At 57.5% G+C, this 15,310-nt stretch carries 15 protein-coding genes and 4 tRNA genes; 15 read left to right on the top strand and 4 right to left on the bottom strand.

Annotated elements, in window-relative coordinates; translation table 11 throughout:
• Window positions 1–333 precede the first annotated feature (333 nt).
• The 4 genes from CKW19_RS03300 (at window position 334) to CKW19_RS03315 (ending at window position 746) form a co-directional block, all read left to right on the top strand.
• A tRNA-Glu gene (locus tag CKW19_RS03300) sits at window positions 334–409 on the top strand.
• A gap of 2 nt (window positions 410–411) precedes the next feature.
• Window positions 412–487: transfer RNA gene (locus CKW19_RS03305), tRNA-Gly, on the top strand.
• A gap of 104 nt (window positions 488–591) precedes the next feature.
• Window positions 592–667, top strand: a tRNA-Glu gene (locus CKW19_RS03310).
• A 3-nt stretch (window positions 668–670) separates the two neighbouring features.
• Window positions 671–746: transfer RNA gene (locus tag CKW19_RS03315), tRNA-Gly, on the top strand.
• A 57-nt stretch (window positions 747–803) separates the two neighbouring features.
• Here CKW19_RS03315 and CKW19_RS03320 read toward each other — a convergent pair.
• Complete coding sequence (locus tag CKW19_RS03320; protein ID WP_095056576.1) at window positions 804–1,673, bottom strand: AraC family transcriptional regulator; 870 nt, start codon at window positions 1,671–1,673, stop codon at window positions 804–806.
• Window positions 1,674–2,081: 408 nt separating this feature from the next.
• Between CKW19_RS03320 and CKW19_RS03325 the strand changes: the two genes are divergently transcribed.
• The 11 genes from CKW19_RS03325 to CKW19_RS03375 all read left to right on the top strand — a co-directional run bounded on the left by CKW19_RS03325 (window position 2,082) and on the right by CKW19_RS03375 (window position 12,186).
• Window positions 2,082–2,273: a Flp family type IVb pilin gene (locus CKW19_RS03325; RefSeq protein ID WP_095056577.1), complete on the top strand. Its 192-nt coding sequence runs from the start codon at window positions 2,082–2,084 to the stop codon at window positions 2,271–2,273.
• 196 nt (window positions 2,274–2,469) lie between these two features.
• The gene (locus tag CKW19_RS03330; protein WP_095056578.1) at window positions 2,470–2,997 is read left to right on the top strand and encodes a prepilin peptidase; all 528 of its coding nucleotides are present in this window, start codon (window positions 2,470–2,472) and stop codon (window positions 2,995–2,997) included.
• A gap of 2 nt (window positions 2,998–2,999) precedes the next feature.
• A complete protein-coding gene (locus CKW19_RS03335; protein ID WP_095056579.1) occupies window positions 3,000–4,328 on the top strand; it encodes an AAA family ATPase in 1,329 nt (442 codons plus the stop codon).
• A 15-nt stretch (window positions 4,329–4,343) separates the two neighbouring features.
• On the top strand, window positions 4,344–5,162 hold the full coding sequence (cpaB, locus tag CKW19_RS03340) for a Flp pilus assembly protein CpaB (RefSeq protein WP_095056580.1): 819 nt from the start codon (window positions 4,344–4,346) through the stop codon (window positions 5,160–5,162).
• A gap of 75 nt (window positions 5,163–5,237) precedes the next feature.
• Window positions 5,238–6,569 (top strand): TadE/TadG family type IV pilus assembly protein, encoded by a 1,332-nt coding sequence (locus CKW19_RS03345; RefSeq protein ID WP_095056581.1) that lies wholly within the window; start codon window positions 5,238–5,240, stop codon window positions 6,567–6,569.
• An 8-nt stretch (window positions 6,570–6,577) separates the two neighbouring features.
• The gene (locus CKW19_RS03350; protein WP_095056582.1) at window positions 6,578–7,057 is read left to right on the top strand and encodes a TadE/TadG family type IV pilus assembly protein; all 480 of its coding nucleotides are present in this window, start codon (window positions 6,578–6,580) and stop codon (window positions 7,055–7,057) included.
• The gene (locus tag CKW19_RS03355) at window positions 7,057–7,551 is read left to right on the top strand and encodes a TadE/TadG family type IV pilus assembly protein (RefSeq protein ID WP_095056583.1); all 495 of its coding nucleotides are present in this window, start codon (window positions 7,057–7,059) and stop codon (window positions 7,549–7,551) included. Before CKW19_RS03350 ends, CKW19_RS03355 begins: the two co-directional genes overlap by 1 nt.
• Window positions 7,545–8,765: an AAA family ATPase gene (locus CKW19_RS03360; protein WP_095056584.1), complete on the top strand. Its 1,221-nt coding sequence runs from the start codon at window positions 7,545–7,547 to the stop codon at window positions 8,763–8,765. The genes CKW19_RS03355 and CKW19_RS03360 overlap by 7 nt, the downstream gene beginning before the upstream one ends.
• 3 nt (window positions 8,766–8,768) lie before the next feature.
• Window positions 8,769–10,211, top strand: coding sequence for a CpaF family protein (locus tag CKW19_RS03365; RefSeq protein ID WP_095056585.1), 1,443 nt, complete (start codon window positions 8,769–8,771; stop codon window positions 10,209–10,211).
• Window positions 10,208–11,194 carry a type II secretion system F family protein gene (locus CKW19_RS03370; protein ID WP_095056586.1) on the top strand — a complete coding sequence of 329 codons (987 nt, stop codon included), beginning with the start codon at window positions 10,208–10,210 and terminating at the stop codon, window positions 11,192–11,194. The genes CKW19_RS03365 and CKW19_RS03370 overlap by 4 nt, the downstream gene beginning before the upstream one ends.
• 29 nt (window positions 11,195–11,223) lie before the next feature.
• The gene (locus CKW19_RS03375) at window positions 11,224–12,186 is read left to right on the top strand and encodes a type II secretion system F family protein (RefSeq protein ID WP_095056587.1); all 963 of its coding nucleotides are present in this window, start codon (window positions 11,224–11,226) and stop codon (window positions 12,184–12,186) included.
• 199 nt (window positions 12,187–12,385) lie between these two features.
• Here CKW19_RS03375 and CKW19_RS03380 read toward each other — a convergent pair whose 3' ends face one another.
• From CKW19_RS03380 to CKW19_RS03390, 3 genes are all read right to left on the bottom strand, one after another.
• On the bottom strand, window positions 12,386–12,655 hold the full coding sequence (locus CKW19_RS03380) for a DUF3613 domain-containing protein (protein ID WP_095056588.1): 270 nt from the start codon (window positions 12,653–12,655) through the stop codon (window positions 12,386–12,388).
• 18 nt (window positions 12,656–12,673) lie between these two features.
• Entirely contained in the window at window positions 12,674–13,387 is a 714-nt protein-coding gene (locus tag CKW19_RS03385; protein WP_095056589.1) for a tetratricopeptide repeat protein, read from the bottom strand.
• Window positions 13,388–13,506: 119 nt separating this feature from the next.
• Window positions 13,507–14,730 carry a type II and III secretion system protein family protein gene (locus tag CKW19_RS03390; RefSeq protein ID WP_095056590.1) on the bottom strand — a complete coding sequence of 408 codons (1,224 nt, stop codon included), beginning with the start codon at window positions 14,728–14,730 and terminating at the stop codon, window positions 13,507–13,509.
• Window positions 14,731–15,310: the final 580 nt, after the last annotated feature.

Consider the following 15,310-nt stretch of genomic DNA (forward strand, 5'->3'; position numbering starts at 1 on the left):
GGCTGGGCATTTGAGCGCATAGGTCCGCACGACGGGTGAATCGGACAGGCTTGTGACTATATCGGCCGCAGTCTCGCTTCTATAAATGATGGCACCTGAGAAGCCGGTTGCCATCATTGAATGGACTATAGCCTCTTGATGGATGCCAGAATATAGGCGTCAAACGTCGGGCAGCCCAAAATCCTCGAAGGCGCCCAAAAGCAGGGCGAAGTCATTGATTTAAATAAATTTATATCTGGGGGTTGACGACTTCTCAATCCATCCATAGAATGCGCGCCACTTGCAGCGTAAAGCACACAGCGAAACGCGGCAGGGAGTGAATGTTGTACGTGTGTCCCCTTCGTCTAGTGGCCTAGGACACCGCCCTTTCACGGCGGTAACAGGGGTTCGAGTCCCCTAGGGGACGCCATTGCGGGAATAGCTCAGTTGGTAGAGCACGACCTTGCCAAGGTCGGGGTCGCGAGTTCGAGTCTCGTTTCCCGCTCCAATTTTAAACAGCGTTGCTTTCGGGCAGGGCTGAGTGAAACCAGAACCAAGTCTTCGGATGCGGCTCTGGGCACCGAAACACACACCATGTGTTCCGGGCAGCGTGTCCCCTTCGTCTAGTGGCCTAGGACACCGCCCTTTCACGGCGGTAACAGGGGTTCGAGTCCCCTAGGGGACGCCATTTGCGGGAATAGCTCAGTTGGTAGAGCACGACCTTGCCAAGGTCGGGGTCGCGAGTTCGAGTCTCGTTTCCCGCTCCATATTTAACGAAAACGCCGCTCATTGAGCGGCGTTTTTGTGTGCGCGTAAAAAACAAATCAATTGCTGAGGCTTTGCACCAGGCTTTCGAGCGCTTCCGTGGTTTTTTCATCCTGCATCAGTTGCGCATTGGCCGTCGCCCGGAGTTGACGTGCCAAGCGGTATTCGCTGGGCGTGCAGTTTGCGAACTGTTTGAAAGCACGAGCGAAGTAGGAAGGATCCTTGAAACCGGCCTCATAGCCGATGCTGGTGATAGGCATCTGGCTGTTGTCGAGCAGTTCTTTGGCGAAGTTCATGCGCTTGTTCAAGATGTAATCCGTGAAACCCAGTCCATTGGATTCCTTGAACAGGCGACTGAAGCGAAATGTCGTCATGCCGCAGCGCTGTGCCAGGTCCCGTTGATCGATGCTGTCTCGAAAATGCTGTTCGATGTACAGCATGACGCTGTTCAGCGCCTGGTGTTTTTGGTGCCCTGAGGTCAGCCGGATACTGTCCGGCAGGGTCGGGGAGTGGTCGATCTGTGATGTCTTGCCCAGGCCTTTGAAATTTCGGCGCAGCTCGCAGAGCTGCAGCACCGCCGACAGGTAGCGCTTCTTCTCGCTGTCCGAGAGCGGCAGCACCATGTATTCCCAGACGCTGGAACGCATGGCCCACACAGCCAGTTCCTCTGAATGTTGCACGGTAAACATGGTGATCGGGATGGTGGGGGTGGTGCGTTTGATCTCCAGCAATTGCCTCAACCCTGCGGTGTCGGGGCGATCAAAATGGATGCAGATCATGTCTGCGTGTTCCGCGATGGGTAACACGAAGTTTTTCGCCAATTTGCAGTCGCACGTACTGTCGAACTGCGTGAGGAGTTCTTGGGTGGACCGATCATGAGTCAGATCGAACCATAGTAACGAAGGCCTTCTGGTCAAATTGGACGTCATGTCTTTACTCTAGAGTTCTTAATGCCTCTCTTGAATACGGAGTATTGAGCAATGTGCTATCACGCTAAAGATTAAATCCTGATAAGTGATACGGTCTTTAGTTTCGTTCGTTCTATGTAATGCCTGTAAGGCGGTTCCGAGCGCGTTTTTGGTGATGTGTTGTTAACAAACCGCTGGTCGCTTGTGAATCAATGACAATTGCGTTCACGTTTCAATGCCTTGTTTATCCCCCGGTTCCCCCCCGTTACTCCTGCAAGGCCAATCCCCTCTGGTTGGTCACCCCGCAAAAAAATCCTAACGATGTGCAAAATCCTCCTAACGCCCATGCCTTGTCCCTGACTAGGGTTGCATCAGGCAGCGCAAAACGTACTGCCTCAGAAAAAACAACTTTCTAGTGAGGTGGGCAAAATGATCATGCAAACAATCAAGGCTTCGGTAGTGAAGTTCGTCAAAGACGAAGACGGCCTGACCATTGTGGAATACGCGGTGGCGGGTGGGTTGATTACAGCGCTTGTCGTTGGATTGTTCACGACCCTTGGAACGCAGGTTCAGACCAAAATGCAAGCGCTGTGCACCGGTCTCAAAGGTAGCGCTTGCTGACAACTCCCGCTGGGGGACGCGTCGATGTCCATGGGGCGGCCGGTTGCCACTATTTCTGATAGGGCGCCGGCACCTTTCTTAATGAACATTGCGTTGTTCCTGTCAATTTGTTTAGAGCGCGCAAATCCTGTGCCGCCCAAGGCCGCCAGATAGCGACATTGCGTGCTGACGATTAATACCTGAAGGGAGACATGCCATGTCTACGGAACTGGTATCGATGGTTTTACTGACAGGACTTTTGGGCGTGGCGGTGGTGAGCGATCTGCTTCACCACCGTATTCCCAACATACTTGTCCTGTTGGGCCTTGCCTTGGGATTGATCGGTCAAATGTATTCAGGTGGTCTCAGCGGATTGGGTGACAGTCTGCTGGGTATCTTGATCTGTTTTGCGCTGTTTCTGCCGATGTACGCCTTCGGTGGCATGGCGGCCGGTGACGTCAAGTTGATGGCCATGGTCGGCAGTTTTCTACCGGTCCATTACGCATTGTGGGCTGCAATGTTCAGCCTGATAGCCGGTGGTGTCTGCGGTGTTTTGATCGTGCTGGTTCGCGGTCAACTACGTCAGACCTTTGGGCGCTATTGGCTGATTTTAAGGGCTCAGGCTTATCTGGCGCCCACTTCAGACGAAGTAGCCGGCAAGCCTTTCCCCTATTCGATTGCAATCTTGATCGGCACTTTGAACAGCATCTACTGGCAACTCAATGTCAGTGGATTCGGAGGTTAGACATGCACGTCATCAACGATAGTGATGCCTACCCCAGCAATCGGAACGCGGTGCAACGCCTAGCCCCGCAGCCCTGCACTATCCGAGAAACCGGTCTGACCGACAGTTTTCTCGGTGAGTTGGTGTGCAAGCATTTGTTTGATGCCGGTGTACTGGACATGTCGCGGTTGGTGGACCGCCTGGCGTTGACCGGCGCGGTACTCGAGGAGGTCCTGGCGTTTTTGCGCAAGGATGGCCGTATTGAAGTGCTTGGTCAGGTGAGTCAAACGGGCGGGCAGTCATTGCGTTATGGCCTGACCGAACGCGGACGCAGTGCCGCCCGCGATGCCCTGTCTCGCAGTGGCTACATCGGCGCGGCACCCTTCCCGGTGAGTACCTACCGCTCCCTGATCAAGCTACAGACCATTCACCATGGTCGCATCAACGCCAACGATATGCGCAATGCCCTTGCTGGCGTGGTGCTCACGGAGGAGATGCTCGACCAGTTGGGTGTGGCGATGAACTCCGGGCGCGCAATCATGATTTATGGCCCCGCGGGTACCGGCAAGACCTATGTCAGCAGTCGGTTGATCCGCCTGTTCGCCGAGGCCATCTGGGTGCCTCATGCCATCGTCATCAACGAGTCGGTGATCGAGATCTATGACCCGCAGGTGCATCAGCGGCTCGATGACAACGCTCAGCAGAACAATCTGATGCTCAACGAAGGGATCGACCGTCGACTGCTGTGCTGCAAACGCCCGATCGTCATCACGGGCGGTGAGTTGACCATGGAGCAACTGGACGTTCGTTTTGACCCCTCCACCCGTCAATACCAGGCCGCCCTACAGCTCAAAGCGAGCAATGGCCTGTTCATCATTGACGACATGGGGCGCCAGCGCATGGCCCCCGCTGAGCTGTTGAATCGCTGGATCGTTCCGATGGAAGAGAAACGCGATTTCCTCAACCTGGGTGGCGGTCGGCATTGCGAGCTGCCGTTCGATCTGGTCCTGGTGTTTTCCACCAACCTCAATCCCCTGGAACTGGCCGATGAGGCCTTCCTTCGCCGGATTGGCTACAAGGTTCAGTTCGGTTACCTGAAGCCCGAGGAGTACGAAAAGATCTGGCGTCAGGAAAGCGAGCGGCTGGGCATTTCCTACGACCCGCTGCTGGTGCGTTATGTGCTGCAAAGGCTTTATGCATATGAAGGCATGCCGCTGGTGCCCTGCCATCCCCGCGATCTCCTGAACATGGCGCTCGATCGTCAGCGTTATATGGGCGGTTCCGGATCACTGTCACCGAAAGAGTTGGAATGGGCCTGGAACAACTACTTCGTCCAGCTCAACTTTCTTTGATACGGAGATACTGACATGAGCTCTCGTACTCTTACCCTGATAGGCGTTTCTCTGGTCATGGGCCTTGGGGCAGCATGGATGGCCGACTCCTGGCTGAGCGCGCGGCTCAACGCCAGCCCGGATGACCACCTTCGAAGCGTGGTGGTCGCCACGGTGGAGATTCCCTTCGGGCAGATGGTCGAGGCCCACCAGGTCACGACCGTACGCATGCCGATGGATACGATCCCGAACGATGCCTTTGACTCAACCGAAAAAGCTGTGGGCAAGATCGCAACGTTCGACATTCTCAGTGGCGACATTGTGCGGGGGGCACGTCTGAGCGAGCACTTGGGGGGCAGCACCCTGGCCTCATTGATTGCCCCTGACAAACGCGCCATATCGGTACGAGTGGACGATGTGGTCGGCGTGGGTGGATTCCTGCTGCCGGGTAACCGGGTGGATGTACTGGCGACCAAAACCACGGGTGCCGGCAGTAACAGCGCGACCTCAAGGACGATCCTCGAGAATTTGCGTGTGTTGGCGGTAGACCAGACTGCTGGCACCGACAAAACCCAACCGGTGGTGGTGCGTGCAGTGACGCTTGAAATGTCGGTCGCTGAAGCTGAAGCCCTGGTCACGGCACAGACAGAAGGCAAGTTACAACTGGCACTGCGTAACCCCCTGAACCTTGAGAAAAAAGCTGACGTCATAGCGCCGGTTGCGCCGGTTGCGCCAGCCATTGCTATGGCCGCCGTCGAGGCGCCAAAACGCGTGATGCAGCGCAGCAATGGTGAGAGTGGCGGGGGCATTACTGTTATTCGCGGGGCCGAAGCCAATGTAGTCAAAATTCGCTGACAGAGCGCAACAGGTGCCCGGGCACCCCGGTATTGGCGGAGCCAGTCCGGATCCGTATCGGCAATCGAGGGCTTGATGATGAATCTTCGTATTCAGCGGCCGTTCACTTCGACGCCAAGGCGCCAGGAAGGATCGGTGAGTGTATTGATGGTGATCGCGTTGGTGGTGATGGCCATGATGGCTGCGTTGGCTTTGGACGGCGGGCATATGATGCTGAACAAAACGCGTCTGCAGAATGCGGTGGACGCCGCCGCCCTGAGTGGCGCCAAAACCTTGAGCCAAGTGACGGGTGGCATCAACAGTGCCAGCTCGACGCGTACCGCCTCGCTCAATACGCTGATTCAAAATGCCAATGCCACGGGCAACAGCGAATTGGCTACGGCGGTCGCCGGCAATGCAGGCGCATTTGCGGTAGTGGAACTGGCAAGTAGCGTTTATGGCCCGTTCTCCTATCCAGGGCCGACGGATGCCAAATACGTTCGGGTGTCGGTCCCGACTTATAACCTGAACGGTTTTTTCTGGAGCGTGGCTCAGCTATTTAACACCGACAGCCTAAGGACTAAAGCGGTGGCGGCGATTGCCACTGCGGGCCCCAGTCCGACCAGTCCGTGTGATCTCGCACCGTTGATGGTCTGTGGCGACCCGACTCAATACAACCCGAGTACAGGCATGTTCTGGGGCTTTCAATTTGGTGATTTGAAAGTATTGAAGACGGCGGCGGGCAATTCTTCGCCCATTGGTCCAGGCAATTTTCAGTTGCTCGATTTTGGCTCGGGCGGTAGCCAGGTCCGGGAGGATCTGGCTGGCGGTGGCAAGGTCTGTCGCGACGTGGGGCAAAGTGTTCAGACTTCACCCGGCAACATGGTCGGTCCTGCTTCTCAAGGTCTGAATACACGCTTCGGTATCTACAATGGCCCGGTCAGCGCTTCGGACTATCCGCCGGATCTGGTGACCACGTCCAGTAACCCCGCCATCACTGACGACGGCACAGGACCAAAGTACCAGGGGCAAGTCGTCACCTCGAACAATGGCTCTCTCTCGGCGGGCGGCAACGCGATACTGGACTACAACGACTGGCGTACGAGCGTTTCGACGTGTGTGGCAGGAGGCAGTGGTTGTGAGAGCAATGGGGTGTTCGAGCGCCGGATGCTAAAAATCGTAGTGGGCAACTGCGCCGGCAAGCAGGGCGGTTCAACCTCGATCCCCGTTCTCGGTTTTGGCTGCTATTTCGTGGTGCAGCCTATGAGTGGTGGCGGGGGGGACGCGGAGATTTTCGGTCAGTTCGTGAAGGAGTGCGAGGGCGACAACGTGGCCGGCCCTTCACCATCTACCGACTCCGGCCCGCAGATCATTCAGCTCTACAAAACCTATCTCAACGGCAGCGGCACTCCGAGCACTGACTCGTAGGAGGCGTCATGAGACTTCACGGATGTAAAAAGCGGCAGTGCCAGCAAGGCGTGGCTATGGTCGAGTTCACCTTGGTCCTGCCAGTGTTGCTGTTTCTGTTACTTGCCTTTGGTGAGTTCGGCCGCATGCTCTATCAATACAACGTGCTACTGCAAGCCAGTCGTGATGCCGATCGTTTCGTCTCCAGCCAAGCCTGGGACTCTACGCTTGGTGCGGTTTCTATGAGCAATGCACTACAGACCCAGACGAAAAACGTTGCGGTATATGGCGTACCTGCCAACACCGGGACCGCGGTGTTGGCAGGGCTGACAACTGACAGCGTGGTCGTCGCCGCAGTGGGTGCCGACCATGTGCGAGTCACCATCACTTATACATTCTGCCCGGTGATTGGGGGTGGCAATTGCGCCGGAGCGATTCCAGGATTTTTGGGTAGCCAGATTGCGCTGGGCTTTCCGCTGGTCGCCACTACCGTGATGAGGGCACTGTGATGAACAGAAAACATATGCGAGGCGTCTATGTCGTGGAATTCGCTGTCGTTGGTCTGCTGATGTTCACACTGTTGTTCGGCGTAGTGGAAATGGGTCGTCTGTATTTCACGGTCAATGCGTTGGATGAAGCCGTACGTCGTGGCACGCGCCTGGCTGCAGTGTGCAATATCAGCGATCCGGTGGTGTTGCGGCGGGCGATTTTCAACGCGGCGGACGATGCAGGCAATAGCCAGCTGATCGGTAATCTGGCCACCAGCCATCTGACGCTAAGTTATCTGGACGCAAACGGCGCGCAGGTGGCCAACCCCGCCGACACGAGTGGGGTCAACGGATTCCGTGCTATCCGCTACGTCCGGTTGAGTCTGCAAAATTTTGTTTTCAATCTGTTTATTCCCGGGTTCGGTGTGCCCATTACGCTGCCTACATTCAGGGCAACGTTGCCACGTGAAAGCCTCGGGCGTCATTCCGATTCCGGGGAGATCACGCCATGCTGAATACCAAGGAAAATCCACTCTCCACCTCCTCTGGCAAAGCCGGGCTACGGTTGCTGATCAGCAGTCGTGACGCCACGTCGTTGCGCGATCTGCAGAGCGTTTGCCAGCGCATGCCCAGCCTGGAGGTGAGCACTCGCCTGGTGAGCAATGGGCACGTCGACCCGCTCTACGGTCTTGACCGGATGCCCGATCTGTTGCTGTTGCGTGTCAGTCATCTGTGGCGCGAGGAGCTCGCGGCACTGTTGTTGCGCCCGGCCCATGAACGTCCGCCGATGTTGGTGTGCGGGCTGTTGAGCGAACAGGAGGGCATGCGTCTGGCGATGCAGGCTGGGGCCCGTGACGTGCTGCCGGAGCCTGTCGCCGAGACAGAACTGGTTGCCGCCTTGAATCGTCTGGTCACGGAGGTTCGGAACGGCACTGGGGCAGAAGGTAAATTGATCGCCGTGGTGGGCGCCAAGGGCGGCTCCGGTGGAACCTTGCTGGCCTGCAACCTGGCTCAGCAGCTCAGCATGAAGGGTGGCAGTACCCTGTTGCTGGATATGGACCTGCAATTTGGCAGCGTGACGCATTACCTGGATGTGGCGCAAACCCACAGCCATCTGGAAGTAATGCATCAAATCGATGGTATGGACAGCGTCGCGTTGCGGGGTTTTTGCAGCCACTTCAGTCCGACTTTGCATGTGTTGGGCGGCCGGGCCGGTGAGCTGTGCCTACCCCAGGATGCTCAACCCGAGCAGCTCGACACCCTGTTGCAGTTGGCACGCGCCAGCTATGACTGGGTGGTGATCGATCTGCCACGGCAAATCGACCACCTCACCGGTTCCGTGCTGGAGCAGGTGGATCGGGTGTACGTGGTGGTACAGCAAAGCGTCAGCCATCTGCGGGATGCCAGCTCCCTGGTGCGAATTCTTCGCGAAGACCTGGGCGTACGCGGGGATCAATTGCAGATAGTGGTCAACCGCTATGACAAGGCGGCAGCGATCAGTCTCAAAGATATCGGCGAGGCGTTGCGCTGCACGAATATTTCGAAATTACCCAACGACTTCAACCTGGTCAGCCAGAGTCAGAACACTGGCGTGCCGTTGGGGATACATGCGCCGAAAGCGGCGATCACCGTAGCGCTACGAACTGTCGCCGATGACCTGGTCGGCATCCAGATGGCTGCAAACAAAGGCTTGTTCAAACGCGCCTTCAACCGTTTTTTCGGGGGATGACCCATGATCAGCGACTTTCGTAACCGCTTGCGCAAACCGTCCGCTAAATCCGCCTCTTCGTCGTCTGGACAGCCGGGTGACGACCTGCCGGACCCGGTCGACGAAACAATGGCATGGGAGCGTTCAACGCCGGACATTCTTTACGAAACCAGAAGCCAGGTCACCCCGGTGGAGGCCGAGTGGCGAGAAAAGATCTACCAGCAATTGCTCAAAGTCATGGACCTGTCCTTGCTGGACTCCCTTGAACAAGCGGAGGCCGCGCGGCAGATTCGCGATATTTGCCAGCGCCTGCTCGATGAGCATTCGGCACCGGTGAGTACTGCCAGTCGCCAGTTGATCATCAAGCAGATCACCGACGAGGTGCTCGGTCTGGGGCCTCTGGAGCCGCTATTGGCTGATCACAGTGTGTCCGATATTTTGGTCAACCGGCATGACTCCGTGTATGTCGAGCGTTTCGGCAAACTGCAACGGACCGATGTGCGTTTTCGTGATGATCAGCACTTGCTGAACATCATCGACCGCATTGTCTCCAGCCTCGGGCGGCGTATTGACGAGTCCTCGCCGTTGGTGGATGCGCGACTCAAGGACGGTTCGCGGGTCAACGCGATCATCCCGCCGCTGGCCATCGACGGCCCGAGCATGTCGATCCGGCGCTTTGCTGTGGACCTGCTCAATACCGACAGCCTGATCCAGGTGGGGGCGTTGACCCCGGCCATTGCCCTGCTGCTCAAGGCGATTGTCCGTGGGCGCTTGAACGTGCTGATTTCCGGCGGTACCGGCAGCGGCAAGACCACCATGCTCAATGTGCTGTCCAGTTTCATCCCGCACAACGAACGGATCGTCACCATCGAAGACTCCGCCGAACTGCAGTTGCAGCAACCCCACGTAGTGCGCTTGGAAACCCGACCTTCGAATATCGAGGGGCGTGGCGAGGTGGGCCAGCGGGAGTTGGTGCGCAACAGCTTGCGGATGCGTCCGGACCGCATCGTGATTGGTGAAGTGCGCGGCGCCGAAGCGCTGGACATGTTGACTGCGATGAACACCGGCCACGACGGCTCGTTGACCACGATCCACGCCAACACCGCGCGCGATGCGTTGGGGCGGGTTGAGAACATGGTGTCGATGACCGGGGCGACCTTTCCGATCAAGGCCTTGCGCCAACAGATCGCTTCGGCCATCGGCGTGGTCATCCAGCTGGAGCGCCAGGAGGACGGCAAGCGCCGTCTGGTCAGCGTGCAGGAGATCAACGGCATGGAGGGCGAGATCATTACCATGACCGAAATCTTCTCCTTCGAGCGCCATGGTGTGGGCGAAAACGGCGAAGTACTCGGTGATTTCCGGCCCAGCGGCATGATCCCCGCTTTCCGCGATGTGCTGGCCAAGCGCGGTATCGAGTTGCCGCTTGCGATGTTCAGGCCTGAGTGGATGGAGGCTCGGCAATCATGAACCAGGTCCCAGGTGAATTCATTCTGATGTTCCTCGGCATGGTGTTTATTGCCGTCTTCCTTTTGTCCCAGGGCGTGGCAGTGCCGGTGTTTGGTGAGGCCGGCAAGATGCGCAAGCGCATTCGCGGCCGTTTGCATGTACTGGAGAAAGCCAACAATCAGTCCAGCATGCAGAGCGTGTTGCGACAGAAGTACCTGACGCGTTTGTCGCCATGGGAGGCCAGGCTTGAGCAGCTGCCCTTTATGGAATCATTGACGCAAATGATTGAACAGTCCGGGCACGAATACCGAGCCTACCGGGTATTGCTGCTCGGGCTGGTGCTGGGGGGGGTGGTGGGCATCTTGATCTGGACTGTTTCATCCGTCTGGTGGATGGCGCTGCTGGCGGGTTTCGCGGTCCTCTGGTTACCCCTACTGAAAATCTCTCGCGACCGTGCCAAGCGTTTTGCCGCGTTCGAGGAAGGCCTGCCGGATGCGCTGGATTCCATGTGCCGCGCTTTGCGCGCCGGGCACCCCTTCAATGAAACCCTGCGCCTGGTGGCCGAGGAGCACAGGGGGCCGGTTGCGCATGAGTTCGGCCTGACCTTCGCCGATATCAACTATGGCAACGATGTGCGCCGGGCCATGCTTGGCCTGTTGGAGCGCATGCCGAGCATGACGGTGATGATGCTGGTGACCTCGATCCTCATCCATCGCGAGACAGGCGGTAATTTGACGGAGGTGCTGGAGCGCCTAAGTCGGCTGATTCGCGGGCGCTTCCGTTTTCAGCGCAAAGTCAAAACCCTGTCGGCGGAGGGACGCATGTCGGCCTGGGTGCTGGTGGCGGTTCCCTTTGTGCTGGCGATCGTAATCTTGATCACCACGCCGAACTACATGCCTATGCTGATCAATGATCCTAACGGCCGCAAGATGATCATCGGTGCGTTCAGCGCCATGTTGATCGGGATTTTCTGGATTCGCAAAATCATCAGGATTCAGGTTTAAGCGTTCTTCGCTACCGAGAGGTACAGATCATGGATTTTTTACTTGGATTGTTCAGTCGGGTCACGGGGAACGAGGAGATGGCGCGCTTGTTGTTCCTGGGCGTGATCGGATTGAGTACGGTGCTCGCGGCGGGTGCCGTGATCTTGCTGATGCAGGGTCTTCAGGACCCCGTACAGCGTCGCCTCGCACTGATCAAACGTGGTCATTTAGGCAATACCGCAGGGCAAGAGGCCCCCAGTAACCTGCAATTGTTGCTGGAGCGGGTCGGCCAGCGCTTTGGCTCGGCCGAATCGGCTCAGACGTCCGCCACCCAGACCCTGTTGATGCATGCAGGATACCGCTCCTCGTCGGCGGTGCAGATCTACTGGGCGATACGCTTGATGTTGCCGCTGTTATTGATCGGCATTGCGCTGTTGCTGTTGCCGATGATTCCCAAAATTTCCCTGAACATGGGGTTGCTATTGGTATTCATGGTGACCGCTATCGGATGGTTGGTGCCGGCGCTGTATGTCGCCAAGCGCAAGCAGGTTCGACAAGCTCGGTTGCGTGCTGCGTTTCCGGATGCGCTGGATCTGATGGTGGTATGCGTGGAGTCGGGTCTGGCCCTACCCACGACCATTGAGCGAGTGGCTGAGGAGATGTCGGTCAGTCAGGTCGAACTGGCCGAAGAACTGGCCCTGGTTAATGCGCAAATCCGCGCAGGCATTTCCAGTACCGAGGCACTGAAGCAACTGGCCGTACGCACGGGTCTGGAAGACGTACAAGGGCTGGTCAGTCTGTTGGCGCAGAGCATCCGCTTTGGTACCAGCGTGGCCGATACCTTGCGTATCTACGCTGATGAATTCCGTGACCGACGTACCCAGGCCGCCGAAGAGATGGGGGCGAAAATCGGTACCAAACTGATATTTCCATTGATTTTCTGTCTATGGCCGAGCTTCTTTCTGGTCGCTATCGGCCCCGCCATGATCGGGATAATCAAAGCCTTCAGCTAAACAAGCAGAGTGGTTTGCTTCCGCACAGGTGGTTGTACTGCATTAAAACGGGGTGGAGCAGGGGGGCGGAGTGTATTCACTCCAATCGCCTGCTCCACTTTGTAGTTACTGGACTGTATTTTCCTGCATTCATGATTAAGCCTGGCTTTTTAGCCAGGCCATTCTGGATCACCAGAGACTGATCAACTATCGATAGGCGTCAGTCGCTGCTAGTGATCTGCCCCCCAGTATCCTGGTCATAAAACTCCGGAATCGGGTAGTTGAAACTGTTCAGCCAGCGCTGCATGGCCAGATCACGTTCGGTGGCCGAAGCGGTTTGCAGTTTAGGGGAGGCAACCACACCGCGAATCTGCAGCTGCAACCACTGTTCGGTGCCTTGTTGATAGGGCGAAGAGGGACCCGGTTCGATAGCCCAGGCACTGGTGGACAGACAAGCCGTGCAGACGATCAACAGACTTTTGGTATTCATCTCGACTCCTCGTACGTTTTACTTGTTTGCACTGGCAGAGGCATCAGCTACCTCAGCCCCATGATTGCCCTCGGAGGCCACCACTTTTGGGGCGGAGGTCTTGAGTCTTTCCGCGCGGGTTTGAGCCTCTGTGACTTGCTTGGGGCTCAAGTCGGCGCGGGTCACCAGTTCGGCCGCCGCCTTCCAGTTATTCTGGTAGATCAGCAGTGTCACCATATTGAGTGCCGCCAGGGTGTTTGCCTGCTTGAGCTCCATGGCGGTCATGAACTCAAAGCGTGCTTCAGGGATCCGGCGCTGATTGAGGTAAACGACGCCCAGGTCATTTCGCATCCGGTCGTCGGTGGGGGCCATCTTCACCGCGCGCTCAAGGTGAGCGGTAGCGGTGGCGTTGTCATTTCTGGCGGAGGCCAACTGGCCCAGTCCATGTTCCCCTTCGGCAGCGAGACAGGTGCCGAGCAGGCTTTGATACAACGGCGCCGCCTCGGTGTTACGTCCCATCAAGCGCAGCACCCGAGCCTTGCGCAGGCGAACCTGGACCAGGTCATCGGGCAAGCCTTCCAGATTCGCCAGGCTGGCATACAAACGGCCTTCGTTGGTCATGTTGTCGGCCAGGCTCAGGGCCAGTTCCTGATCAGAGCTGGGCTTGGCACAGGCAGCCGGTCGCGAAGACAGGCCATTGCTGGCACACCCGGCGAGCATCAAGGTCGCCGCTATTGCTATGACTGCTTTCATCGAAGGTCCAGTGGTGACAACACGTTGAACGCAGGGCCAATGGAAATAGCGTTGGCCCGGAAAACGTTCAACGTCACCGTTGGGAGTGTGTGTGAGGCACGTCTGGTTCAGGTATCGGTTCATTGCGAGAGCCCGCTGAGGCTGTCGAAGTCGCCGTTCTCCAGGAAGAACATGCGATAGAAGTTCGGATCGTAATTACGCAGCTGCTCGCCAGGCAATGACGGCAGTTGTGCATTGGCAGCCAGTGGCTGGACCAGATGCGGAGTGACGATCATCAACAGTTCGCGCTCTTCACGGTTGATGACGCTGTCGCGGAAAAACGCGCCCAGAATCGGGATATCGCCCAGCCCCGGAAACTTGTTCACCTGAGAGTCGTTGTGGCTGCTGATCAGGCCGCTGATGACGAAGCTTTCGCCGTCGGCAAGCGAGATGCTGGTATCGGTACGGCGCACGGTCAGGGCCGGGACAATCGTGCCGGCGATGCTCACTGCGTTGGTGAAGTCCAGCTCACTGACTTCCGGCGCGACTTTCAGCGCGATACGGTTTTTGCCGACGATGGTCGGGGTCAGGGTCAGGCGGATACCGAACTCCTTGTACTCGATGGACACGTTATCGCTGCCTGAACTGGGCACCGGAATCGGTACTTCACCGCCGGCCAGGAAGCTCGCACTCTGCCCGCTGAGCGCCACCAGGCTCGGTCGCGCCAGGGTGTAGGCGAAACCGCTGCCTTCCAGCGCGTTGATCGCCACCAGGGTGCTGCCGGTTGCAAACGTGAGGTTGAACATGTCGTTGCTCACCGGCAGCGACGGCGTGACGATGCCGCCAATGCTGGGCAAGGTTCTCGGCGAGCCGAACAGCCAGTTGCCCCGGACACCGAAAATCGAAGCGGAAGCTTCCTTGAGTTTGGTCCGGCTGACTTCAACGAAGCGGACATCGGTCTGCACCTGGCTCGGCAGCAGCGGGTCGTCGGAAGGCACCGATGGCACGCTGGTCAGCGCCGAGGTGGCCTTGCCCTTGACGAACACCATGCTTTGGCGCGGCGTTTTCGAGCAGGCGGTCCAGACCATCAGGCTGGTGGTCCCCGGCGCAATGCCCGTGAGGATGAAAGCGTTGCTGCCGCTGGGTTGCACGTCGGCAACTTTCGGGTCGCCCACCGCGAGTTGCGTGACGGCAACGGGGCTGCGCAGTTCATTTTGCAGTCCCTGACCGACCTCGTACGTCGTCGGCCAATTGTCCAGTTGCGAACAATTGGCCGGAGCGGCCTGAGCCGCATCCACGCTGAGGCCCATCCAGAACAGGCCATGGAAAATTCGCTTGAAAGCGGGCACGGTACGAAAGCTCATCAGGTACATCCTCACAGGATAGGCCGTCTTTAGGCAGACTTTTGTTCTCTGATCACTTCACGGGGATCGGACTATCCCCCCCAATGCGCCAGGTCACATTTCCATGGCCTTGGCGTTATTCCCTGCACGAGCGGGCGCAATTCGCTGATCTGGCTGGACAGCGAGCGACCTTTGCAAAAAAGGTATTTAGTGATCCGGTTACCTGAACTGCCCCCCAGAGCGATACTCGCGTTCCGGGACGGTTCTGTTCGTCGACATGGCGCCCCAGGAATGAAATCGGCAATGAAGGTACAACGCTGTAAAGCCCCTGCCAGGATCATCGTGAGGTAACTCCTTTTGCCAAGCCGCTACTGATCACTGAAGCTAACGTGGAAAATCGAGCCGTTATGACTTCTTATGGTTTGACGGTAGTTCAATCAAACCAAAGTGCCATGATCTGAAATAAAAAATCGTGAGGGCAAAGGCTGGGGTGAGACGCAGGTGAGAGGGGTGGGCACTGTGTGGTGGTCTGATGTCGATGGTTGCGCGCAAAAAAATGGCCCGACAGTCTGACTGAGCGGGCCATTTGCGTTCTGGGCAA

It is taken from the genome of Pseudomonas sp. Irchel s3f7, assembly GCF_900187615.1.
In the GTDB taxonomy this organism is placed as follows: domain Bacteria; phylum Pseudomonadota; class Gammaproteobacteria; order Pseudomonadales; family Pseudomonadaceae; genus Aquipseudomonas.

Bases quoted from the DNA above. Each gene is read 5' to 3' on its own strand.
- CKW19_RS03345 (WP_095056581.1), top strand. From the start codon at position 5,238: ATGATGAATCTTCGTATTCAGCGGCCGTTCACTTCGACGCCAAGGCGC.
- cpaB (WP_095056580.1), top strand. From the start codon at position 4,344: ATGAGCTCTCGTACTCTTACCCTGATAGGCGTTTCTCTGGTCATGGGC.
- CKW19_RS03390 (WP_095056590.1), bottom strand. From the start codon at position 14,730: ATGAGCTTTCGTACCGTGCCCGCTTTCAAGCGAATTTTCCATGGCCTG.
- CKW19_RS03320 (WP_095056576.1), bottom strand. From the start codon at position 1,673: ATGACGTCCAATTTGACCAGAAGGCCTTCGTTACTATGGTTCGATCTG.
- CKW19_RS03325 (WP_095056577.1), top strand. From the start codon at position 2,082: ATGATCATGCAAACAATCAAGGCTTCGGTAGTGAAGTTCGTCAAAGAC.
- CKW19_RS03375 (WP_095056587.1), top strand. From the start codon at position 11,224: ATGGATTTTTTACTTGGATTGTTCAGTCGGGTCACGGGGAACGAGGAG.
- CKW19_RS03330 (WP_095056578.1), top strand. From the start codon at position 2,470: ATGTCTACGGAACTGGTATCGATGGTTTTACTGACAGGACTTTTGGGC.
- CKW19_RS03380 (WP_095056588.1), bottom strand. From the start codon at position 12,655: ATGAATACCAAAAGTCTGTTGATCGTCTGCACGGCTTGTCTGTCCACC.
- CKW19_RS03360 (WP_095056584.1), top strand. From the start codon at position 7,545: ATGCTGAATACCAAGGAAAATCCACTCTCCACCTCCTCTGGCAAAGCC.
- CKW19_RS03365 (WP_095056585.1), top strand. From the start codon at position 8,769: ATGATCAGCGACTTTCGTAACCGCTTGCGCAAACCGTCCGCTAAATCC.
- CKW19_RS03335 (WP_095056579.1), top strand. From the start codon at position 3,000: ATGCACGTCATCAACGATAGTGATGCCTACCCCAGCAATCGGAACGCG.
- CKW19_RS03370 (WP_095056586.1), top strand. From the start codon at position 10,208: ATGAACCAGGTCCCAGGTGAATTCATTCTGATGTTCCTCGGCATGGTG.
- CKW19_RS03355 (WP_095056583.1), top strand. From the start codon at position 7,057: ATGAACAGAAAACATATGCGAGGCGTCTATGTCGTGGAATTCGCTGTC.
- CKW19_RS03385 (WP_095056589.1), bottom strand. From the start codon at position 13,387: ATGAAAGCAGTCATAGCAATAGCGGCGACCTTGATGCTCGCCGGGTGT.
- CKW19_RS03350 (WP_095056582.1), top strand. From the start codon at position 6,578: ATGAGACTTCACGGATGTAAAAAGCGGCAGTGCCAGCAAGGCGTGGCT.